At 63.3% G+C, this 21685-nt stretch carries 18 protein-coding genes; 10 read left to right on the top strand and 8 right to left on the bottom strand.

Annotated elements, in window-relative coordinates:
- Positions 1-3 precede the first annotated feature (3 nt).
- Positions 4-489, bottom strand: a complete 486-nt coding sequence (locus LZC95_37695; protein WXA92176.1) for a hypothetical protein — start codon at positions 487-489, stop codon at positions 4-6.
- A gap of 311 nt (positions 490-800) precedes the next feature.
- Here LZC95_37695 and LZC95_37690 point away from each other — a divergent pair, with 311 nt between their 5' ends.
- Positions 801-1655: an NAD(P)H-binding protein gene (locus LZC95_37690; GenBank protein ID WXA92175.1), complete on the top strand. Its 855-nt coding sequence runs from the start codon at positions 801-803 to the stop codon at positions 1653-1655.
- Positions 1636-3036, top strand: a complete 1401-nt coding sequence (locus LZC95_37685) for an MFS transporter (protein ID WXA92174.1) — start codon at positions 1636-1638, stop codon at positions 3034-3036. The genes LZC95_37690 and LZC95_37685 overlap by 20 nt, the downstream gene beginning before the upstream one ends.
- Here the strand turns inward: LZC95_37685 and LZC95_37680 are convergent.
- Entirely contained in the window at positions 2966-3640 is a 675-nt protein-coding gene (locus tag LZC95_37680) for a hypothetical protein (protein ID WXA92173.1), read from the bottom strand. The genes LZC95_37685 and LZC95_37680 overlap by 71 nt on opposite strands.
- A 98-nt stretch (positions 3641-3738) precedes the next feature.
- On the opposite strand from LZC95_37680, the gene LZC95_37675 reads away from it, so the two are divergent.
- Positions 3739-4242, top strand: coding sequence for a transcriptional repressor (locus LZC95_37675; protein WXA92172.1), 504 nt, complete (start codon positions 3739-3741; stop codon positions 4240-4242).
- 24 nt (positions 4243-4266) lie between these two features.
- On the opposite strand, the gene LZC95_37670 is transcribed toward LZC95_37675, so the two are convergent.
- Positions 4267-5820 carry an MATE family efflux transporter gene (locus tag LZC95_37670; protein ID WXA92171.1) on the bottom strand — a complete coding sequence of 518 codons (1554 nt, stop codon included), beginning with the start codon at positions 5818-5820 and terminating at the stop codon, positions 4267-4269.
- Positions 5821-5886: 66 nt separating this feature from the next.
- Entirely contained in the window at positions 5887-6609 is a 723-nt protein-coding gene (locus LZC95_37665) for a FadR family transcriptional regulator (protein WXA92170.1), read from the bottom strand.
- Positions 6610-6860: 251 nt separating this feature from the next.
- Here LZC95_37665 and LZC95_37660 point away from each other — a divergent pair, with 251 nt between their 5' ends.
- Both LZC95_37660 and LZC95_37655 read left to right on the top strand, forming a co-directional pair.
- Positions 6861-8660, top strand: coding sequence for a discoidin domain-containing protein (locus LZC95_37660; protein WXA92169.1), 1800 nt, complete (start codon positions 6861-6863; stop codon positions 8658-8660).
- A 195-nt stretch (positions 8661-8855) separates the two neighbouring features.
- Positions 8856-11459 (top strand): hypothetical protein, encoded by a 2604-nt coding sequence (locus tag LZC95_37655; GenBank protein ID WXA92168.1) that lies wholly within the window; start codon positions 8856-8858, stop codon positions 11457-11459.
- Here LZC95_37655 and LZC95_37650 read toward each other — a convergent pair.
- Together LZC95_37650 and LZC95_37645 are read right to left on the bottom strand one after the other, a co-directional pair.
- Positions 11456-12652 (bottom strand): hypothetical protein, encoded by a 1197-nt coding sequence (locus LZC95_37650; protein ID WXA92167.1) that lies wholly within the window; start codon positions 12650-12652, stop codon positions 11456-11458. The genes LZC95_37655 and LZC95_37650 overlap by 4 nt on opposite strands.
- A 27-nt stretch (positions 12653-12679) precedes the next feature.
- Complete coding sequence (locus tag LZC95_37645) at positions 12680-13741, bottom strand: hypothetical protein (protein WXA92166.1); 1062 nt, start codon at positions 13739-13741, stop codon at positions 12680-12682.
- Between the two features lie 190 nt (positions 13742-13931).
- On the opposite strand from LZC95_37645, the gene LZC95_37640 reads away from it, so the two are divergent.
- A complete protein-coding gene (locus LZC95_37640) occupies positions 13932-15155 on the top strand; it encodes an acyltransferase (GenBank protein ID WXA92165.1) in 1224 nt (407 codons plus the stop codon).
- Positions 15156-15165: 10 nt separating this feature from the next.
- Positions 15166-15549 (top strand): lactoylglutathione lyase, encoded by a 384-nt coding sequence (gloA, locus tag LZC95_37635; GenBank protein ID WXA92164.1) that lies wholly within the window; start codon positions 15166-15168, stop codon positions 15547-15549.
- Between the two features lie 182 nt (positions 15550-15731).
- Here gloA and LZC95_37630 read toward each other — a convergent pair whose 3' ends face one another.
- Positions 15732-16106 (bottom strand): helix-turn-helix transcriptional regulator, encoded by a 375-nt coding sequence (locus LZC95_37630; protein ID WXA92163.1) that lies wholly within the window; start codon positions 16104-16106, stop codon positions 15732-15734.
- A gap of 150 nt (positions 16107-16256) precedes the next feature.
- Between LZC95_37630 and LZC95_37625 the strand changes: the two genes are divergently transcribed.
- From LZC95_37625 to LZC95_37615, 3 genes are all read left to right on the top strand, one after another.
- Complete coding sequence (locus LZC95_37625; GenBank protein WXA92162.1) at positions 16257-16700, top strand: DoxX family protein; 444 nt, start codon at positions 16257-16259, stop codon at positions 16698-16700.
- 113 nt (positions 16701-16813) lie between these two features.
- The gene (locus LZC95_37620; protein WXA92161.1) at positions 16814-18148 is read left to right on the top strand and encodes a right-handed parallel beta-helix repeat-containing protein; all 1335 of its coding nucleotides are present in this window, start codon (positions 16814-16816) and stop codon (positions 18146-18148) included.
- Positions 18145-19257: a hypothetical protein gene (locus tag LZC95_37615; protein ID WXA92160.1), complete on the top strand. Its 1113-nt coding sequence runs from the start codon at positions 18145-18147 to the stop codon at positions 19255-19257. Before LZC95_37620 ends, LZC95_37615 begins: the two co-directional genes overlap by 4 nt.
- A 60-nt stretch (positions 19258-19317) precedes the next feature.
- Here the strand turns inward: LZC95_37615 and LZC95_37610 are convergent, their stop codons facing one another.
- Complete coding sequence (locus LZC95_37610) at positions 19318-21480, bottom strand: S9 family peptidase (GenBank protein ID WXA92159.1); 2163 nt, start codon at positions 21478-21480, stop codon at positions 19318-19320.
- Positions 21481-21685 lie beyond the last annotated feature (205 nt).

The raw sequence follows: 21685 nt of genomic DNA, 5'->3' as shown, positions 1-21685 counted from the left end.
GCGCTACTTGCGCGCGGCGATGTCTGCCCAACGCATGGCCGCGGCCTCGGCGTGGGCCGATGCATCGCCCGCGCAAATCTTGGTCATCGCAATGGGCGCGACGTGGATGGTCGCGATGCGCAGAGCCCCGAGCGGCAAACTGTGCGCGCTCTTGGGAAGCGTGAGGACGGGGTAAAGCTCGAAGGTGACCCCCGCGGGCTTCAGCATCACCGAGACGGCATCGTCTCCGAGCAACATCGTTCCCAGCGCAACGTGATCCGCCTCCGCCAGGCGGCTCCCCAGCACGTGGAATTGCTCTTCGTCCGTCGAGCGACTGGTGACGAAGTACCTCGTGCCGAGCTTCCATGGATTGATGAGGCGCCGCTCGCGCGTGTCGACCAGGTCGATCCGATGCGGGCGCCAGCTGTCCGGGCCATCGCGCTCCTCGAGAATGGGGCCCGTGAAATCGAGCTCGCCGGATTCTCCGGACCAGATGCTAACGGAGAGCACGAGCTCTGCTTTGGACAGACGAGGACCAGTGAGTGGCATTCGATGAGCGCTCCCAACCCCCAATGAGACCCGTGGGGTTGGCCTCACCTCTGTAGTTACGGCCGTGCTGTGACCGACTTAAGGCCTCGGTGTGACATTCCCTTGTCGACCGCCCGGATGTGTGTCGCTTTCCCACGAACGGCCACGAACCATGCCACCGGTTACCGCTCACCTGGGTGCTCTTTGTTGCAGCACAACCATGGTCAGTCGAAACGACGCGATCTAAGAATAATTCAGTTGTTGAATGATTCTTTGCCGGAAAGGATGCAGCCATGATTCTGGTCACCGGGGCGACGGGACACGTGGGCAGGGAGCTTTTGCCGATGCTGTTGGCGCGCGGCCATGCCGTGCGGGCGATGAGCCGGCGGCCGGAGGCGGCTCGACTTCCAGAGGGGGTCGACGTGGTGCGCGGCGACTTCGACGATGCATCGAGCCTGGACACCGCGGTGCAGGGCACGCGTTGCATTTTTCTCGTGACCACGCAGCCGATCGGCAGCATTCCCGCGCCGACCCACGAAGCGCGCGTGGTGGAGGCCGCACGGCGCGCGGGCGTACGTCACATCGTCAAGTTGTCCGTGCTCGGGGGCGCCGCCCAGGGCACGACCCACGATCCCATTTCGCGCTGGCATCACGCGGCCGAGGGAGCCATCAAGGAGAGCGGCATCGCCTGGACGATGCTGCGCCCGGGGCGCTTCATGTCCAACGCACTCCAGTGGTCCGCGATGATCCGCGAGACGGGCAAGGTTCACGTTTCCTTCGCACGCCGTCCCGCCGCATCGATCGATCCGGCGGACATCGCCGCCGTGGCCGCGTGCGCACTCACCGAGCCCGGCCACGAGGGCAAGGCCTACGAGCTTTCCGGCCCCGAGGCGCTGACGCCGGAGCAGGAGATCTCCATCCTCGCCACCGTCTTGGGCCGCCCGCTCTCCCTCGTGCCGCTCGACAACGACGCCGCGCGCGCCGGAATGCGCCGATGGGGCATGTCCGACGACGTCATCGATGCAGCCTTTGCCCGCTCCGAGACGGCGCACGGTACCGAGGTGCTTCCCACCGCCTCGCAGGTGACGGGGCGCGCGCCGCGCACCTTCGAACAATGGGCGAGGGCACATGCAGGCGCGTTCCGTTGATTCCTCGAGCCGCTGGATCGCGCTCGCCTTCATCGCGCTGGCGCAGCTCATGGTCGCGCTCGACGCCACCATCGTGAGCATCGCGCTCCCCTCGGTGCAGCGTGCGCTGCACTTCACCAATGCGGAGCGCCAATGGGTCGTCACGGCCTACACCCTTCCGCTCGCGGGCTTGCTCCTGCTCGGCGGACGCATCGCCGATTCCATTGGCCGCAAGCGCGCGTTCTTGATCGGCCTCACCGGTTTTGCCGCGGCCTCGGCCCTCGGGGGTGCCGCGCTCGATCTGCGCATGCTCGCCCTCGCCCGTGCGCTGCAAGGCGCTTTTGCCGCCTTGCTCTCGCCGACAGCGCTTTCGCTCCTGGCGGTGACCTTCACCGAACCGCGCGAGCGTGCGAAAGCCTTCGCGGTCTACGGCGGCATCGCGGGCAGCGGCGGGGCCATCGGCCTCGTGCTCGGCGGCGCACTTACCCAGATGGCCAGCTGGCGCTGGTGCCTCTACGTCAACGTGGCCATCGCCGCCGTGGCCTTCGTCGGTGCACGCCGCGTCGTTCCGCGCACCCCCGGCACCGGAGATTTGCGCGCCGACATCCCCGGCGTGCTTCTCGTGGGCTCCGGCCTGGTGTGTGCCGTCTCCGCATGCACCTCCTCGTATGCGCCTTGGTTGGCCTTCGCCGCCGTCGTGCTCCTTGCGCTCTTCGTCGTCCGTGAAGCGCGCGCCGAGAATCCGCTCTTGCCGCTGCACATCGTGGCCGATCGCAACCGCGGTGGGGCATGCCTCTGCGCCGCCTTGGCCATCGTGGGCATGTTCGGGCTCTTTCTCTTGCTCACGTACTATTTCCAGACCGTCCTTCACTACCCGCCGGTCATGGCCGGCCTGGCCTTTCTGCCGATGACCGCCTCGTCGCTCTTCGTGGCGACCACCCTGGCCAGTCGCCTGCTACCGCGCCTCCCACCGCGCGCGCTGATGGCGCCGGGGCTGCTCACGGCATCGTTCGGCATGGCCCTGCTCACCCGAATCGATGCCGACACGCACTACCTGACGGGCATTCTCCCCGCCGAGATCTGCGTCGGCCTCGGTATGGGCTGCGCCATGATCACCGCCTTCAGCGTGGCCACGCAGGGCATCTCCCCGCGCGAAGCGGGAGTGGCCTCGGCCACGGTCAACGCCTCCCAGCAAGTGGGCGGATCCATCGGCACCGCCCTGCTCAACGCCGTCGCTGCATCGTCCCTCGTTCCCGTGCAGGGCTACGCCACGGCGGCAGCCTGGGCCTCCGGCGCGCTCTTCGTGGCCTCTCTTCTGGCCACACTCTTCATCACCTTGCCCACGGCGGCATCACCGCGAACAGGCTCTGCGCCGCAAATGCAAGCCCCGCCACCACGCTGAGAACGCCCGAGCCGCGTGCAATCAGAAGCGGCACCCGCGCAGAAAACTTACCCGCGAAGGTCAGGGGAAAGGCGATGAGCATCGTGATCAGCATCATCCCCGCCACCGTGCCCAGGCCGAAGAGCGCGAGGTAGGCAAAGGCAAGGCCGCGATCTCCAATCGTGCTCAAGGCGAGCAAGGTGATGGCGGCCGACCCGGCCAACCCATGCACGATGCCCACCACGAACGGGCGTGCCGGCGACAACAGCAGATCGTGCGCCCGCGACGGCGACTTCGCGGGCATGCGGCTTTTCAGGCTCAGAACGCCGAGCACGATCAGCATCGCGGCCACCGCGAGATCCATGGCCAGCACCGCATTGGGCGGTACCGTCACCCGACCGATAAGCATCAGTGCCCCGACCGCAAACACGGTCAGGGTGTGGCCCAGGCCCCAGAACAGCCCCATGTGCAGCGCCCGCGGAAGCCGCGGATCGCGGCTGAGGATCGTCCCGATCGCCAGCACGTGGTCCGGATCGGTCGCGTGCCTCATCCCGAGAACGAGCCCGAGAAAAAGCGTTCCCTGACCGGCAGAAAGAAGTTGGCTCGTTGTAATTGCGTCACTCATGCATTTGCAATTCAATTGCGTTAATGTAAGGAACACAGAGCATAGGGGCAACCCGATACGGTTTCTTGTGCAATCGAGATGCAGAAGGGCTACAGTTGATGAGTCGTTTAACCGACGAAACGACATCGGAGTCTCCATTGGCCAAACCCAAAAAGCCGAAGAAGGCGGACGATCGATCCGTCGAGGCGTTCCAAGACCTCCTCCGCTCCTCGGGCCTCCGCAGCACGGCACCGCGGTTGGCCGTGCTCGAGCATTTGCATGACACCTCCGAGCCGAGCAGCCACGCCGAGCTGTTCGAGGCGCTCGCCGGCAAAGGTTTCGACCGCGCCACCATCTACCGCAACCTGATGGACTTGGCGGAGGTCGGCATCGTCAGCCGCACCGACCTAGGCGATCACGTCTGGCGTTTCGAACTGAAGAAGGGCGTCGCCGGCACCTCGCACAGCGACGAGCATCCTCACTTCATCTGCATCCAATGCGGCGACGTTTCCTGCCTTCCCGGCCTCGCCTTCGAGGTCAAGGGCAGCAAGGGCGTGCCCAAATCCGTCAGCAAGAACAAGGTCGCCGTCCAACTCAAAGGCGTCTGCGACAACTGCGACTGACGACGGCCAATAGAGGAAGAAGAATCACGGGGAGGCGGGGAGATTTTGGGGTTCCGCTTGGTCCACTGCGCCCATGAACATCCAAAAACGCCCCGTGCCTTTAGCTTTTTCGGGTTTTCCAGTTCGCTCACGGAGCCGATTGAACACCCAAAAAACTCCCCGTCTCCCCGCCTCCCTGTGAATTCTTCTGTAGTCTAAGCGCGGGCGGGCTGCACGCATGCCGAGCATGCGGGCTGCGCGCCAGTTGCCGAGGCGGTAGTAGCCCACGGTGAGAACCAAGGAGACCACGGAGCCGAGTGGATAGCTCCACCAGAGGGCCTCTGCATGCATCGAGGGGGTGAGCGCATACGCAAAGGGAATGCGCACCACCCAGAGCGACACGAAGAGAATGGCCAGCGGAGCCATCACCGCGCCGGTTGCGCGCATCACGCTGCCTAGCACCAGCGAGATGCCGAACATGATGAAGGTCCACGACACGATCACGTGAATGTGGTTCGCAATGCCGATGGCCTCCGCATCGTCGCCCAAGAAGAAGGCAAACGCCGCGTGATGCGCGGCCGATACCAGCAGCACCATCGTTCCGGTCATCACGGCGCTGATCAGCACCCCCACGCGCGCGATGCGTGCCACGCGGTCCCATTGTTTGGCGCCCACGTTCTGCGCAGCCATCGCCGACACCGCGCCACCGAGCGACATCGCAGGCATCTGGATGTAGTTCCACACCTGAAAGCACGCCCCATAGGCCGCCGTCATGTGCGAACCAAACCGGTTCACCAGGCTGATCATGGCAATCATCGAGGAGCTCATGACCACCACGGAGAGCCCCATGGGCACGCCCTTGAGAATGAGCGCGCGCACGATGCCGCGATCGATCCGCAGGTAATGCCCTTCACCGCGCGCGATGCGCAGAAAGTGTTTGCGCCGGTAAAGCCACGCGACCATGGCGAGCAGGCTCACCCACTGCGCCACCATCGTGGCCAACGCCGAGCCGGCGATGCCCAAGGCCGGCACCGGCCCCAGTCCGCGAATGAAAATCGGGTTGAGCGTGATGTCCATCGCCACGGACGCGATCAAGAACGCAAACGGCGTCTTCGCATCGCCCGCACCGCGCAAGGCGGTCATCACGAACGTGTAAAGCACCATTCCAGGTAGCGCGAGAAAGATCACCCTCAGGTACGCGGACGCATAAGGAAGCGCGTCGGGCGGCGTATGCATCGCGCTGAGCACGGAAGGCGCGAACACGATGCCGAGGCCTGCGAACACCACGGAGAGGGCACCGAAGAACGCGAGGCTCGTACCGACGGTTCGCTTGGCCGTGACCAGATCTTTCGCACCGAGGCTCTGACCCACGAGCACGTTCGCCGCCATGCTCAAGCCGAAGGTCGTGCCGATGAGGAAGAACACCAGGCTGTTCGCGTTCGCGCTGGCGGTGAGCGCCCGTGCACCCAGCAAGCGCCCGACCCAGGCCGTGTTGACCGAAGCGTTCAGCGATTGAAGGATACTGCTCGCCAGCATGGGCCAGGAAAACGCGAGCAACGTGCGCGCGACCGGCCCCTCGGTAAACTTGGCATCAGGCATGGTTGTGCCGATGCATATAGCGACGGCAAATTTTCTGTCAATGTAACTTTGTAAAAACGCCCGTAATTACAGGACCTTACGGAGCCACTGCTCGACGCCGGCGATGTGCACCGCCACCCAAGCGCGGGCGACGTCCGGTTGGCGCGCAGCGATCGCATCCAGAATGGCCCGGTGTTCGGATTGGGTGCGTTCCCACGAGCCCTCGTCGTTGACGCCGCGCCAGATGCGGCCTCGAAGCGTCGGCGAGGCCAAGCCGTTGATGAGTGAACACAGCACCGAGTTGCCGGATGCCTCGGCGATGCGCTTGTGAAATTCGAGGTCGTTTGCGACCAATTCGTCGACACTCGAGTCGGGGCGAACTTGCAGGAGGTGTGCGCGAAGGAGCTCGATTTCTTCCTCGGGCATGCGCGTTGCGGCCATCGCGGCCGCTGCAGGCTCGAGCACACGGCGCACCTCGAAGAACTCGAGCACCGATCCATCGCGGTGCACTTCGACCGCGAAGCTCACGGCATCGAGCAAAAGCTGCGGCTTCAAGCTCGTGACGTACGTCCCGTCCCCCTGCCGAACATCGAGGATGCGCAGCTGCGAGAGCGCGCGCACGGCCTCCCGCAGCGAGTTGCGCGAAAGGCCCAATTGCGCGGCCAAATCCGCTTCTTTCGGCAATCGATCGCCGGGTCTCCACTGCCCGGAGACGATCATCTCTTTGATTTTCTCGATGGCCTCGTCGGTGACCGCCACGCCGCTCCTTTTCGGTGTCAATAGATCGGATGTCTTCGCGTCAGTATGCATGAGATTCTCCCTCAATGTACCTTTCGTTCTTCTTCTTTGCGCGGCGGATACATCCGATGTATAGCGCTCAGGACCGTGGCTGCTGAAGACCAGCGTTGCGTCTAGGATACCTCAACCTTTCGACAGGTGGAGTTGCCGACAAGGTGCTCCACCACCACCGAGGAGACTACGTCATGTTACTCGCGCTGCACACGATGCGCCGAGGCGCATACCGAAAGGAAACTCGAGTCGTACCTCTCCTATTGCCGCTGATGGCCATCATCTTCGGCTCCACCGTTCCGGCCCATGCCGAACTCACCCACCCGCGCCAACAGTACCTGAGAGAATCACAAGGCGGGCTCTTCTTGCATTGGGGAATGCGAACATCCCCTGGTTACACGAGCTGCAGCGCTTGGGAATCCGCCGTCACAAGCGGAGGCTGGAGTCCCAGTTATTGGGTGACCGAGGCTCAGAAGCTCCACACGCAGTACCTCGTCCTGGCCACCTTCCACAGTCGCCTTGGGTACGCGCGTCCCTGGCCGTCGGTCATACCTGGGAGCTGTCGGTCTAGCCGAGACTTCCTTGGCGAGCTGATCACGGCCGCCAGTGCCAAGGGGCTCAAGGTCATTCTCTACATGACCGACGACCCGAAGTGGCACACCGAGGGGCTGCCCTCCGGCCAGAGCTGGCTCAACTCGCAGGCCTATTCGGACTACAAAGGCCACGACGTGGACCTGTCCACGCGCGATGGCTTCGGCGAGTTTAGCTACGACCAGTTCGTGGAGGTGATGCAGAAGTACCCGAATCTGTCGGGCTTCTGGATCGACAACGACAACGCGTATTGGGAATCGCACGGGCTGTACGAAAAGATCCGCAAGGACAGGCCCAGCTTCACGTTGAGCAACAACAACGAAGATACGCCGATCATGGATATGATCAGCAACGAGCAGAAGACCGGCATGACGCCGAGCTACGATTACCCGCAGGCGGTGTACACGTCGGGCCCTCGTTTGATCGAGGCCGACTACAAGCTGCCCACGGGCGGGGCGTGGTGGTACAGCGGGAGCAATTCCGAGGTGGACTACAAGCTGACGATTGGGCGGTACATCACCAACGCGGGATCGTCCATCAAGTCGCTCATGGCCGAGACGGCGATGGTGAATGGCAAATTCCCCTCGAACCAGGTGAATTTCAACAACTTCGCCAATGGCTATTTGCAAGGGATTTGGGAATCGCTGGAGGGCACCGAGGGGGGAGGGTATCTCTACGGCGGTCTCAAACCGGGGTTCTGGAACGACGGTGCCCATGGCGTGACCACCGTCAAAAAGAACGATCCGAACGTGCACTACATCCACGTGATCACGCGCCCATCGGGCAGCACGCTCACGGTGCGCGACAACGGCTACCGCGTGGCGAGTGTGACGAACTTGCGCAGCGGAGCGCGGGTGAACTTCACGCAGGGAGGCGGGAAGCTGAACTTGAGCGGCATCTCCGCGTGGGACGATTACGATACGGTCTTCCGCGTGCAGACGGTGGCGCGCGAAGGCATCATTCCGCCTTCGACGTACACCATGAGCGCGAGCTCCTCGGCGAGTGGGCACGGACCATCCGAGGCGGCGGATGGTGACTACCTGTCCTATTGGGATAGCAACAAGGTGACACCGGTGTCACTTCGGTTCGATTTGGGGGGAACGAAGCGGGTGCAATACCTTGGGATCAATCAACGGGAGGACTCGGTGAGCTATTCCCGATCCGACACGGAACAATCGGCGCGCATTCGCGATTATCGGGTTTACGTGTCGAACGATGGTTCCAATTGGGGCAATCCCGTCAAAACGGGTACGCTGCCGAGCCATCGCGGGGTGCAGTTCATCGATTTGACTGCGGTTAATACGCGCCACGTGCGGCTGGAGGTGGTGAGCACGTGGGCTGCCTCCAGTGACTCCACGCGTTACAAGCGATTGCGGGTGGATGAAGCGTGGATTGGCTCGAATTACGCGGGAGGAAGCGGGCTCGAGCTCGGCGTGGAGGTTGATGCGGATTTGAGTTTCGGCGCGATGATGTCCAATTAGCTCTTCGAGCACGAGCGCGTGCGCGTGCACGTGCACGACCACGATCACGAACACGAACACGATCAGGAGCACGGGCACGGGCACGGGCACGGGCACGGGGATGGTGTTCGTGATTGCTCGCGCTCGTGCTCGATCTTGTAGCCGTTTCAGTGCTACTCCCTGTGGGGCCCACCTACGAACCAGTGAGGTCCTAGAATGAAAACGGTATTATTCCGCACGGCTGTCGTGTCGGCCGTCGGGCTCTTTCTTTGGAATTGCGGGGACGATTCCCCAGGATCGAAACCGCCGCCTGGCGACGCGGGGCCCGATGCCAATGTGACCCCCGATGCGGGTGACGCGGGGACGTGCTCGGGATGCACGGGCACACGCGACTACGATGCGAAATCGTATGCGCTGCGTGCGCGGTACGATTGGACAAAACAGCGTTTGATCGCGGAGGAAGATGTCTCCCTCACGCTGACCAAGACGAACACGGTAGTGGCCCTCGATGCGAACGTCGAGGTCAAAGGCGTGACGGCGAAGGGCACGGACGTCCCGTGGGCCTACGATTCCACGCAGAAGGTTCTGCACGTGAACCTCGCCCAAGTTCCCGCCGAACAAGGCGCCATCACGTTCGTGGTGAAGTACGAAGCCCCGCTATCGCGCTCGCTGTTTGCCTCCAAGGGACGGGATGGCGATCCGGTGACCTCGCGCGTGGTCTTCACCAGCTCCGAGCCGGACCGCGCCCGCAATTGGCTCGTGTCCAACGACCATCCCTCGGACCGCGCGCTCTGGTCGGCCGAGCTCACCGTCGCCGACGACGAAGACGTGATCTCCAACGGCGAACGCGTGAAGGACGAGAAGAAGGATGGCTCACGCACCGTGGGCTACCGCATCGCGACGCCGCTGCCGACGTACCTCATGGCCTTCGCCGGCGGGCAACTCGAGCACAAAGATCGCGCCGCGACGGCGACGCACAAGCCGCTCAGCGTCTGGTACCGCAAAGGCCTGGTCCTGGACACCGAGGCGCATCTCAGTCTTTTGGCCGAGTTGATGGAGACCTTCGGCAAGCTGGTGGGCGAATACCCGTTCGATCGCTACTCCGTGGTGCTGCTGCCGGAGTTCGGCGGTGGAATGGAGAACGCCACCATCACCTTCAACCAAGAGAGCTCGGGGCAGGGGACCGTCGGCTTCGGCCTCAACGCGCACGAGCTGGCGCACCACTGGTTCGGCGATTGGGTCACGATGCACACGTACGACGACGTGTGGTTCAAAGAAGGCATGGCCACCTTGCTGGCCTCGGAGGCCGAGCGCCAACACCGCGAGACGGGCGAATCGAAGAACGTGCGCCTCTTCGGGCGGACCTTCGGCTTCGACCCCGCGGACGCGATCGTCGACAAGTCGCTGACGGGCAGCGCCAAATACACCGATGGCCCGTACGGCCGCGCGGCGTGGACCATCACGCAGATCCGCGCGCGCGTTGGAGAGGACGCCTTCTGGGGATCGCTCAAAGGCATTTTGCAGGCGCACCCCGCCGGTACCCTCACCGGTGAACAGTTCGTGCGGGGCTTCGCGCCCAAGCTGGACGACGCGGCCATCACGAAGATCCTGGCCACGCTCGAGAAGAAGGAGCCGCCGGGGGTCGCCATCGAGGCGCCGGCCGTTGGCGATGCGGGGACTGCGGGCGACGTGAAGCTGACCTTGAGCGATCCTTCCGCCGCGCTGCTCGATCCGATCGACATCGTCGTCGTCGACAAGGACGGAAACGTCGGCGAGACGAAGAAGCTCACGCCCGGCACCCCGCTCACCGTGAACCTCCCCGAGGGCTCGTATCTCGTCTACGACCCGCGCGAGGTGCACCCGAGCTGGGACGACTCGTTCACCGTGAATCCGACGGAATATTACGGTGCGCTCTCCCCGCGCATGGTGCCCATGACGGAGGGGGCACGCAAGCAATTCACCGCCGGATCGTCCGCCGTGCAGGAGCGCATTCTGCTGGAGCAGCAGGCATCGCCTGCGCCGTTCGAGCCCAGTGCCATGCCGTCGTTCTACGATGGTCTGGACTCGCGCTCGGCCAAGTTCACCGCCGAGGTTGCGGGTTGCCAGTGGCTCTCCCGCGCCACGGACAAAGGTCCCTGGACGGCGGCGCTCACCGGCATCGTCACGAAGCCCGCGCTCAACTCGTACAACACGCGCCTCGCGTTGTGCGGTTCCGAGACGCCGCAAGTCTGGTTCGATGGCGAGCTGGAAGGCACCATCGACGCGAAGAATGCAGGCCGCAAGAATTACCTGCTCTCCTTCGACTACGGGCCGACCAAGAGTTTCACGTTCGCGAGCAACCTGGCCGCGAATGCGCCCTCGTTGCTCCTGCGCGATCAGGCCGTCTCACGTCTCGCGTCGCAAGCCGCCGCCGAGCGCTACTCGAAGGTGCCCGACGCGGACGTGCCCGCGTGGCAGAAATTCTTCCGCGACCACATCGCGGAAACGACCACGCAAGGCCGGCTCCTCAATGTGTGGAAGGGCATCGCGGCATTGTCCGACCACACGGCGCTCGCTGCGGTGGGCGGCAAGCTCCAGAGCGTGCCGCTGTCCGCTGCGAACCAGCGCAAGATCGTGTGCGAAGCCAACAAGGTCGCCGGCTCGCACGGCGATGCGTGGGAAGCCTTCCGCAACGCCGCAAAGCCCTGGGAGAAGTTGGCCCCGGATGCAAGCACGGCGCTGCAAGATCCTTCCAAGTGCCAGACGACCGTGACGGCGGCGCCCGAGCATTCCCGCGCCCCGCAGCATGATGCCGTCGCCCTGGAAAGGGACCTCCGCTAACCGCCCAGTGACGAAGTGCTCTCGCCCTCGACCCGCGGAAAATCTTTCGGCTGGTCGAGGGCGAAGGCGATGGCCTCGGGGATGCGCTCGGGGGAAAGCCCTCGCCAGAACACCTGCCACACGCCGGTGCGGATCATCCCGTCGCACTGTTTCGTGTACCAAGCGTTGATGGCGTTCTTCGTGCGCGATCGCCAAAACACGTTCGCATAATCCTGCGTGAGCGCGCCCCACACGTCCTTGCCGAGGCCTTCGCCCTGCGCCTCGCGCCCGACGGCGAATTTGCTCATGTACGCACCCAGGGGCGTCTCCAGGACCAACGCGGCCCCGCGGTAGTGCTCCTCGAGGTAGATGCGCGAAACCGGGCGCTCGAGAAATCCCTCGCTGAGTGGCCGCTCGAATGCCGATTCGAGCATGGTCACGAGCCGCGCGGTATCGAGCGAGCCGAAGCCCTCGTACCGTTCCACGCGGGCGGCACGGCGCACCATCGTTCCCGAACCGCCCGTGGTGAAGAGCTCGCGCAAAAGCTCGATGGGCGACGTCATCGCGAAGGTGCATCGATGCGTGAGCCGATCGATGAGGTACGCGATGCCGTTCAAGATCGTCTTCTGCTTGCGCGACACGTCCTTCGACGTCACCAACGTGAGCAAATCGGCATTGAGCTCGACGAGGCTCACCGCGCGCCCATCGAGCAAGATGCCTCCGCGCCGCTGGAGGAAAATGAGCTTGCGCGTCTGAATGGTGTCCAAGAAGACGCGCACCATCTCGAAGCGATCGGCCAGCGGGCGACCACCCGATGCCGGCGAAGGCGGCGAGGCGAGCGGAAGAATGGGAATGACCCCATCGCGCGCCGCCACACGGGCGGCCTCGGCAGCTTCGGCCGGGGTCGGGTGTTCGATGACGGTGGACGAGACGTCCACACGGGCAAGCTCCAGGGCCAACGACGAGGCATGCTTGATGACGTCGTCCGCATCGAGCAGCCCCAGCACGATGATGGGCACCAAACCGAGCTCGGACAGAAAACGGAGATCGACCACCAAGGCATCCAGGGCATGCGTGAGCACGGGCCCGTCCACCGCGATGGTCGCAAATCGCTCCTTCGTCTCGGCGCGAAACAGCGCGAGGTAAAAGTCCGCCTCGGCACGCTTGCCGATGCTCCAAAGGAACCGCGAAATGGTGTCAGGCGCATACATCATCGAAAGCGCTGACAAGTTACCGCATTTTCACTGCGGCAGAGCGCGCAGCCGGTCGAGCATTTGAATCGCCGTGAGGTTGCGCACGTTGTAGCCATAAACGGTGATGTACGCCGAGGTGAAGTTGCCCGACGTTCCATTGGCGCCGACGGAGGGGTGGATCTTGTCGGGCCCGAGCCCGGCCTGGGGCAGGCCCGCGAGCCCCGCAAACAGGTCGATCATCGGCAGGTGCCGTGTCGACGCGATGTTGCGGATCTGCACATTCATCGAGCGGATGTTTCCGCCGGCGCCCTCGTAATCCATCCGATCCGGGATGGTGCTGATGACGGCCACGGTTCCCTCGGCCTCGATCTCGTCGATGATGGTGTTCAGGTCCGTGGCGAGCACCGACGGGTTGCCGTCGTTGTTCGTTCCGAACTCGACGATGGCGTAGCCCGGTCGCAGAGCCGTCACCTCACCTTTCACATGGTCCGTCGGCCGCAGGGCGTCGCTCGCGTACCATCCGCCCACGGCGCCGGTGCTCACGCGGTTGAACGAGTTTTTCCCATCGCCGACATCGACTGCGCGAATGGCGTCGATGGTTCCTTGGAGCGCTCCGTAATCTCCCAAGACGGCTTTTCCATCGCCCACGTCGTAGAAGAAGCTCGTCGACGCCGTGATGGAGTCACCGAATTTGGCCACCACCGCCAAGCGATTGGCCTTCGTCTGCCCCGTCGCGCGCACTTGCCTTACGTGCGTCACCGTCGCCATGTCGAACGCGGGCAGCGCCGGGCCGGCCCACAAAGAGGCCGCGGGCGGCAGCCCGGAATCCGTCGTCGAGGTATCCTGTCCCGCATCGGTGATGGAGCCATCGGCCGCATCGACACGGGGCGCGTCCGAGGGGGCGTCCTGCACCTTCGCATCGGATGCATCGTGCGCGTCGGTACCGGTGTCCTGCATCGTCGAGCTATCGCGAGGGGGCGCCGCATCCGGCGTCGTGTCGCCGTCGGATGACGATGAGCTGCACGCCGCAAAGGCTCCGCCGACGAACAACGCGATGAATACTGCGGCGCTGCGCGGCGACCAGGTACTTCCCGCTCTGGTTCGTCTCATGGCCTACCGGGCGGAGCAATCGTCGTACCGAAGGGTTTAGGGTTTAGGGTTTAGGGTTTAGGAGCCTGGCACGCCCGACTCGCGTAGCACTTTGCCCCAACGCACACGCAGCGCACGTGCGTTCCCCAAACCCTGACCCCTAAACCCTAAACCCTGAACACGGCACATTTCTGGCACCGATCTCGTGTTGGTGAAAAACGGACTCACTCGGGGCTTCATTCGAGAGCTCGACGGCCTTCGCGGCATCGCCATCTCTCTGGTTCTTCTTCATCGCTTCTGGCCCGACCAAGGGCCGCTGCATCGCTTCGCGAAGGTGGCGGAGCTCGGGTGGGTGGGCGTCGATCTCTTCTTCGTGATCAGCGGCTTCCTCATCGCCGGCATCCTGCTCGATACGCGAAGCGATCCGCATTACTTCCGGAACTTCTACGCGCGGCGCATGCTGCGGATCTTTCCGCTCTATTACGTCTTCGTCCTCGGCTGCCTGGTCGTCTTCCCGCTCATGCAGCGCGGTCCGTACTTCGAGACGTCCTTCATCAAGACGGCCGGCTCGCCGCTTTGGTACATCCTCTACTTGGGCAACGTCCCCGAGACCATCGGCTACGAGCCGCCGTTCGTGCTCGGCCCCATCTGGTCGCTGGCCATCGAGGAGCAGTTTTACATCGTCTTTCCCTTCGTCGTGGCCATCCTCGACACGGCGAAGCTCCGCAAGCTCCTGCTCGGTCTCATCGTGGCCGCGCCGATCTTCCGCTTGGTGGCCCTGCTCCTCGCCCCCGGAAATGAGCGCATTCAATACCTCGCCACGCCGTGCCGCATGGACTGCATCTCCTTGGGCTGCCTCTTGGCCCTGATGGTGCGCTCCACCTCGTTCGATCGAAAAACGGTGGCCCGCGCGCTGGGGGCCGCACTTCTCGTTTGGGCGGTGGGCTTTCCGCTCGGCCTGCTCACCCGCACCACTCCCTGGGGACGCGTGCTCGGCTACTCCGTCGTGGCGGTCACGTTCGGCCTCCTCGTCTTGTTCGTCCTGCAGCGCCGCAACGAGCGCGTGACCTCCCTGCTGCGCGTCTCGTCCCTCCGTTACCTCGGCAAGATCTGCTACGGCACGTACCTTCTGCACAGGCCGGCCGACGTCTTCGTCGACAAGCTCACCAACCGCCTCGGCATCACCGATCCACTCGAAGCACCCGAGGCCCTCGAGTCGGTCAGCATCCTCTTGCTCAAGTTCGGTGTGGCCGTCGCGTTTGCGAGCGCCAGCTGGTACGCCTTCGAAAAGCCCATCCTGCGTCTCAAGGATCGCTTCCAGGCCGTGAACCATCCCGCCGAGGAAACAAAGCGACCGCCTGCGCCTGCCAATCCGCCGCCCGTGGTCGTGCCCGACCTACGCGAAATGGGAGAGACGCTGCGAAACTCGGGGTAAGATGGCGCCCATGCGCATCTTGCACACCATGCTTCGCGTCGGCGATCTGGAAGCCTCCAAACGATTTTACTGCGAAGTGTTGGGCATGAAGGTGATCCGCGAGAAGGAGTACCCGAGCGGTCAATTCACCCTGTGCTTCGTTGGTTTCGGCGACGAAGATGCCAACACCGTCCTCGAGCTCACCTACAACTGGGGCACGTCGAAGTACGAGTTGGGCAATGCCTTCGGCCACATCGCGCTCGCCACGCCGAACATCTACGACGCCGTCGAGCGCATCCGCGCCGCCGGTGGCAAGGTCACGCGTGAGCCTGGACCGATGAAGCACGGCACCACCGTCATTGCCTTCGTCGAAGACCCCGACGGCTACAAGATCGAGCTAATCGAGCGCAGCTAGCATAGGCGAGCGCGATTCTCGAACCTGCGGAAGGGAGAGGGAACCGCCAAGGCGCCAAGAACGCCAAGAGAAATTCCATGTGCTGAGCGTCCAGTAACGCTCTTCACAAGCCCTTCAGGTCTTGGCGCTCTTGGCGTCTTGGCGGTTTTCCTCTTCGGTTCGAGGATCGTTGCGCGCTGATTTTAGCCAGCTTTTCGCTTGGTTTTCGGTGCCGGCTCGGCGGCTTCTTCGCCAGCCGGTACTTCGACCCACTGCTCGGCCCATTTTCCGAGAGCCTCGACCACGGGCGCGAGCGCGCGTCCCTTTTCCGTCAGCTCGTATTCGACGCGGACCGGATGGGTCGGTACCACGCGGCGTTCGACCACGCCCTCGGCCTCGAGCTCTTTCAGGCGCTCGGAAAGGATGCGGTCGCCCACGACCTCGATGCGCTCGAGCAACTCACCGAAACGAGCCGGGCCCTGCAGGAGGACCTGAAGCACGAGCCCGTTCCAGCGCTTGCCCACCAGGTTGATGGCAATCTGAAAACGCGGGCAAAGTTGGGTGCTGTGACGGCTCATCGGTGAAATCCTACTGCTAACAGCGTAGTCACGTACTTCTGAAAGGGAAGCTACTTGACCTTCGAAAGGGCCGATCTACCTTCTTGTCATACCGCAGAAAAGGAAGTGACTTCCAAAACAGCGGTCGTCCACAGGAAAGGAAGTTCGGTCATGTCCACGTTGTTCGGAAAGTTACCCTGGGTTGCACGCCTTCTTGCGGGATTCATCTTTGCGCTCTTCGGCCTGAATGGCTTTCTGCAATTTCTGCCGATGCCTCCGCCCCAAGGCCAAGCCGCCCAGTTTCTCGGTGGGCTCGCCGCGGCGGGGTACTTCTATCCTCTTCTTGCCCTGACCGAGCTCGTGGCGGGTGTTCTCCTTCTCGCCGGGCGCTTCGTTCCCCTCGCGCTCCTTCTGTTGGCACCGGTCATCGTCAACGTCGTTGGCTTTCACCTCTCCATTGCGCCAGCGGGATTGCCCCTCGCGTTCTTAGTTCTCGCATTGGAGCTCTATTTGGCTTGGGCCTATCGCGACAGTTTTGCACCAGTGCTTCGCGCCCGCGCTATTCCGGTTTCCACCGAAGTGGTTGAGCCCATCAAACGAGGCGCCGTCGCTTGACGCATTGCGCAGCCTTTTTCCCCTTATGAGGGCTCGTGCCGACCGGGTGCGGGCCCTTTTTCATGGATGCGTATTGGTCATTACTGTTCGGACCAAAGTGATAGCTTCTGTGTATGAAATCGCATCACCTTGGCCGTGCGACGTTCGGCGTCTTATCCCTCGGCGTGTCGCTGCTTGCCTGCAGCAGTGACGATTCGCCGTCTTCTCCTCCCCAGCAGAAGGATCCCACGTGCACGGCGGCGAACCAGTGCATGTTCATCGCAGCCGGTACCACCGAAGTGGAAATCCAAGATCGCCTCGGTGATGCCAAGTCGGGCGACACCATCAAATTTGGTGAGGGGACGTTCAGCTTCACCCGGCAACTCGCGTTGCCGCCCAACGTAAAGAACTTCACCGTACTCGGCGCCGGGCGCGAGAAGACCGTGCTCGATTTTCAGGGGCAGACGGCGACGAGCAATGACAGCGTCTTCGCGCAGTACGTCGAGAAGATTCGCTTCGAAGGATTCACCGTGAAGGATGGCCGCGGCAACGGCATCAAGGTCCTTCAGGGGACCAACGTCGTTTTCCGCAACGTCAAGACGTACTGGACGTCGGCCGACGAGGCTTCGCACGGTGCCTATGGTCTCTATCCCGTGCAATCGACGAACGTGCTCATCGAAAACAGCGTAACCATCGGTGCATCGGATACCGGTATTTACGTGGGCCAGTCGAAGAACATCATCGTTCGAAACAACGACGCGCACGGCAACGTCGCGGGCATCGAAATCGAAAATTGCTTCACCGCCGATGTGCACGACAACGACGTGTACGACAACGCGAGCGGTATCCTCATCTTCGATTTGCCGAATCTGGAGCAAAAGGGCGGCCACGACATTCGCGTGTTCAACAACAAGGTCCACGAGAACAACCATCGGAACTTCTCGCCCGGTGGCTTGTTGCAAAACGTGCCCGCCGGCACCGGCTTCTTCGTCCTGGCGAACACCAACGTGGAAGTGTTCGGCAACACGTTCGAAAAGAACGGCACGACGCAGACGTCGATCCTCAGTTATTTCATTCTGGGTGAGGAGATAAAGGATACGGGGTACACCAAGCCGTATCCCACCAACGTGTACGTTCACGACAATACGTACGCCAATGGCGGCACCGACGTCGACGGTACCAAGGAGTTGGGATTGCTTCTTAGCATCACCTCATTCCCCAACACCAACGAACCGAAGAAGCGTGTGCCGGAGATCATTTACGATGGCATCACGCCGCCAACGAGCTCGGACCAAGTGAATCCGAACCAGGTCTGCTGGAAGAACAACAAGGGTACTGTGGAGTCGGTCAATCTGCACTTCGACAAGTTCACTCGGGATGCGCCCAACCTCGCGCAAATTCTCGAAATGAACCCGACGGTGTACGGCTGCGAGCTTCCCCCCCTTCCCGAAGTGAAGCTGCCCGAATGATGCTTTTTCGATGGCAGGTTTTTCCCAGGATGGTCGTGCTGGCCCTCGCGGCCAGCGCGCTTTCCTGCAGTAGCTCGTCGTCCGACGACCCAGGTATTCCTGCCGGTGGTGATGGCACCTACGTGAATGAGCCGTATGCGACGCTCGATCGGTACGGGCTCGTCACCATCCGCGATGGCGCCATCGTGCCGGCGAAGGAAACGGTTCATTACGATCTCAACACCCCCTTGTTCTCCGATTACGCGCGGAAGGAGCGAACCATCTTCCTTCCGCGCGGAACGTCGATGACCTACAAGGATGACGGTACCTTCGACTTTCCCGTGGGGGCGGTCATCACGAAGTCCTTTGGCTTTCCCAAGGATTTTCGCGATCCCAACTCGAAAGTACGCTGGGAGGAAACACGTCTTCTCATCCGCGCGAGCGATGGGTGGAAGGCCATTTCGTACCAATGGGACGAAGCGCAACAGGTGGCGACCAAGGTGCCCGGCGGACGCACGCGCGCCGTCGAGTTCATCGACGGGCAGGGGATCACGCAGCATGCCACCTATTTGATCCCCAGTGCCAACCAATGCCCCAAGTGCCACGCGAACAACGGGTTTTCGACGCCGATTGGCATTTATGCCGCGCAGATCAACCGCACGCATACATTTGCCGACGGTACGCAGGGCAATCAAATTGCCAAATGGCGAGATCTCGGTCTTCTCTCCGGCGCCCCCGCGACGCTGGATAGTGCACCGCGCTTGCCCGTGTGGGACGATCCCAGCGTGGGGCTGAACGACCGCGCCCGTTCGTACCTCGATGGCAATTGCGCCTATTGCCATAGTACGACCGGGGAAGCGCGCACCAGCGGGCTCTATTTGGGATTCCGCGAGATGGATCCCATGCGCCTCGGCGTGTGCAAAATCCCGGTTGCCGCCGGGCGGGCGGGGTCCAACTTCGATTACGACGTGGTCCCGGGCAATCCCGACAGGTCCATCTTGACGTACCGCATGGACTCCACCGAACCGAGCATCGCCATGCCCGAGCTAGGCCGCAGTTTGGTGCACAAGGAAGCACTCGCGCTGCTCCGCGAGTGGGTCGCGAGCCTTCCGCCGGGAGGGTGCAAATAGGCCATTCGTGGCCGGGAGACGCTTCGAGCCGCTTCGAGCGCGCGCTCGATCTTCTAGCGTCTACAAATGGTCCCTTAGGAAGTTCGCCATTCTCGTCCACGCCGGCCCGGCCACATCGGGCGCATACAGCATGTGCGTCACCCCGACGAGCGGTACGAATTCGACCGGCCGACCCGATTTGCCCATCGTGTCGGCCAGCTTCAACGAGTTGGAGAAGTACACGTTGTCGTCGGCGGTGCCGTGGACCAAGAGGAAAGGCCGGGCCGGCGAGGCCTCCGTCGGCGGACGCGCAGCCCACGTCAAAAGCGAGGCATTCTCGTAGGCCGGTGAGGGCGGAATGCCCAAATACCGCTCGGTGTAGCAAGTGTCGTAATCCGCCTGATCGACCGTGGGCGCACCGGCCACGCCGACCTTGAAGACGTCGGGGCGCCGCAGGATCGCGAGCGACGTGAGGTACCCACCGAAGGACCAGCCGTAAATGCCAACGCGGTTCGCGTCGATCTCGGGATACTTCTTCGCGATGGCCGAAATGGCTGCGACGTGGCCCTCGAGGGGCACCTCGCCGAGGCGCTCGCGCAGCTTGCGCTCCCAGGCGCGGCCGCGCCACATGGTGCCTTGCACGTCGACGGCCACCACGATGGCATCGGTCACGTCGGCGATCCATTGGGATCGCAGGTAGGCGAGCGAATCGGAGATGACCACGTTGGAGTGCGGCCCTCCGTACACCGCGTCGATGAGCGGGTAGCGCTTCGACGGGTCGAAATTCCTCGGGCGGATCAGCGCCACGTGGAAGCCTTCCTCGCCCACCGTGGTGTACTCCACCTGCGGCTTGAACGGCGGCGGCTCCGCCAGCGAGGGAATGGCCACCTCGGACGAGCCGTCGATCTTGCGTGCACCGAAACGGCGTTCGCCCTTCTTCGAGTCTTCGGCGAAGGCGAACACCTTCGTTCCCTCGCCGAAAAATGTCGTCACCGTGCCATCCGTCACGCGCGCAACCGGCGACGGTGCGGATCCATCGAGCGGTGCAGCCCATACCTCGGCGCGCGTCGGATCGGTGGACGCGTTCACGTAAGCGACCCGCTTTTCGGCATCGATCGCGAGCAGGTGACGGTAGCCACCGGCGGCACCCATGACCGTGTTGCGGTACTCACCGCGGGCGTCGTGCAGCTCGAGCTCCCAAGTGCCCCGGCGCTCCGTCGACCAGAGGAAGCCGCTTCCGTCGGGCAGCCACCGCGGCACCGACGAATCGACGTTGAGCCATGCCGCGTCTTGCTCGGAGAGCAGCGTACGCGTGGTGCCCGTCTTCGGGTCGATGGCCAAAACAAGGCCATTTTGCTGCACGCGATCGAGCACGTAGATCGTGGGCGGCGCATTTTTGGACCAGTTCGCCGTGGCCAAATACGGGTACTTCGACGTATCCCACGTCACCTTGCGAACCGTTCCCGTTTGCCGCGATCCCGCGCGCCCGCTGGAAGGCACCGGCGCAATGGCCAGCCGCACGATGGCGTTGGGCGTACCCGCGCGCGGGTAGGGGAACAGCGTGGGCGGCTTCTCCGGGTGCGCTGGATCGGTGATCGTGAGCCGCTGCACCGGCGAGAGATCTGCCTCCTCGTAGAGGATTTCCTGCCCGTCGGGCGACCACCAATAGCCGCGCGAGCGCCCGAGCTCCTCTTGCGCGATGAACTCCGCGAGGCCGTTCGTGCGCGCCGCCGTACCGCCCGTGGTTACGCGCACCTCTTTTCCGCCGTCGAGCGCAATGACGTACACGTCGTGATCGCGCACGTAGGCGACCCGAGTTCCGTCGGGCGAGAGCTGCGGATCGATGACGGCGCTCTGCCCCGTGGTGCCGGTCGCAAGCTCGCGCACCTCACCCGAGGCGCGGTTGAACACGTAGAGCCGGCCCGAAAGGGAAACGACGATCTTGCTTCCGTCCCGCGTGGCCCGAAACGCCGTGAAGCCGCTCGTGCTGATGCGCTGGCGCTCCCGCCGCGCGCGTTCCTCGACCGAGAGCACCTCGGGGCCGGATTTCAGCGCATCGGGGCGGAGCAGCTCGCGGATCTGCCCCGTGGCCAAGTCGGCCTCCCAGAGCGACTGACTCGCTTCGCGCGGCCGAGCCCGCAGAAAGAGAACCGTCCGTCCATCTTCGGTCGGGAACAGATTTTTCGGGGACCCAAGGCTGTACCCTCGGGTGACCGCAAATTCGTAGGGAAAATTCGAAGGCACGGAGTGAGAGCTAGGGGACCTGCGCGCAGGCGTGTTGGACGTCGTATGGGCTGTCGAGGAAGGCGGCGATGATAGCGCAGATTTCGAAGGTGGGGTGCCTGCGCACGCGCTCGCAAGAACGCATGTGATGGCAACGGGCCAAATCATGTGCGACCGGTTGTTTGGCAGAGCCATGGCGCCTAGACTTGTTTCACGCTGCGATGGC

Source organism: Sorangiineae bacterium MSr12523 (assembly GCA_037157775.1).
Classification (GTDB): Bacteria; Myxococcota_A; Polyangia; order Polyangiales; family Polyangiaceae; genus Pendulispora; species Pendulispora brunnea.
The sequence above is the reverse complement of the archived record's forward strand: the minus strand, read 5'-3'. Positions and strand labels throughout refer to the sequence as shown.

Excerpts from the sequence above, each read along its gene's own strand:
- LZC95_37690 (WXA92175.1), top strand. The coding sequence starts at position 801 with ATGATTCTGGTCACCGGGGCGACGGGACACGTGGGCAGGGAGCTTTTG.
- LZC95_37685 (WXA92174.1), top strand. The coding sequence starts at position 1,636 with ATGCAGGCGCGTTCCGTTGATTCCTCGAGCCGCTGGATCGCGCTCGCC.
- LZC95_37680 (WXA92173.1), bottom strand. The coding sequence starts at position 3,640 with ATGAGTGACGCAATTACAACGAGCCAACTTCTTTCTGCCGGTCAGGGA.
- LZC95_37675 (WXA92172.1), top strand. The coding sequence starts at position 3,739 with ATGAGTCGTTTAACCGACGAAACGACATCGGAGTCTCCATTGGCCAAA.
- LZC95_37670 (WXA92171.1), bottom strand. The coding sequence starts at position 5,820 with ATGCCTGATGCCAAGTTTACCGAGGGGCCGGTCGCGCGCACGTTGCTC.
- LZC95_37665 (WXA92170.1), bottom strand. The coding sequence starts at position 6,609 with ATGCATACTGACGCGAAGACATCCGATCTATTGACACCGAAAAGGAGC.
- LZC95_37660 (WXA92169.1), top strand. The coding sequence starts at position 6,861 with ATGGCCATCATCTTCGGCTCCACCGTTCCGGCCCATGCCGAACTCACC.
- LZC95_37655 (WXA92168.1), top strand. The coding sequence starts at position 8,856 with ATGAAAACGGTATTATTCCGCACGGCTGTCGTGTCGGCCGTCGGGCTC.
- LZC95_37650 (WXA92167.1), bottom strand. The coding sequence starts at position 12,652 with ATGATGTATGCGCCTGACACCATTTCGCGGTTCCTTTGGAGCATCGGC.
- LZC95_37645 (WXA92166.1), bottom strand. The coding sequence starts at position 13,741 with ATGAGACGAACCAGAGCGGGAAGTACCTGGTCGCCGCGCAGCGCCGCA.
- gloA (WXA92164.1), top strand. The coding sequence starts at position 15,166 with ATGCGCATCTTGCACACCATGCTTCGCGTCGGCGATCTGGAAGCCTCC.
- LZC95_37630 (WXA92163.1), bottom strand. The coding sequence starts at position 16,106 with ATGAGCCGTCACAGCACCCAACTTTGCCCGCGTTTTCAGATTGCCATC.
- LZC95_37625 (WXA92162.1), top strand. The coding sequence starts at position 16,257 with ATGTCCACGTTGTTCGGAAAGTTACCCTGGGTTGCACGCCTTCTTGCG.
- LZC95_37620 (WXA92161.1), top strand. The coding sequence starts at position 16,814 with ATGAAATCGCATCACCTTGGCCGTGCGACGTTCGGCGTCTTATCCCTC.
- LZC95_37615 (WXA92160.1), top strand. The coding sequence starts at position 18,145 with ATGATGCTTTTTCGATGGCAGGTTTTTCCCAGGATGGTCGTGCTGGCC.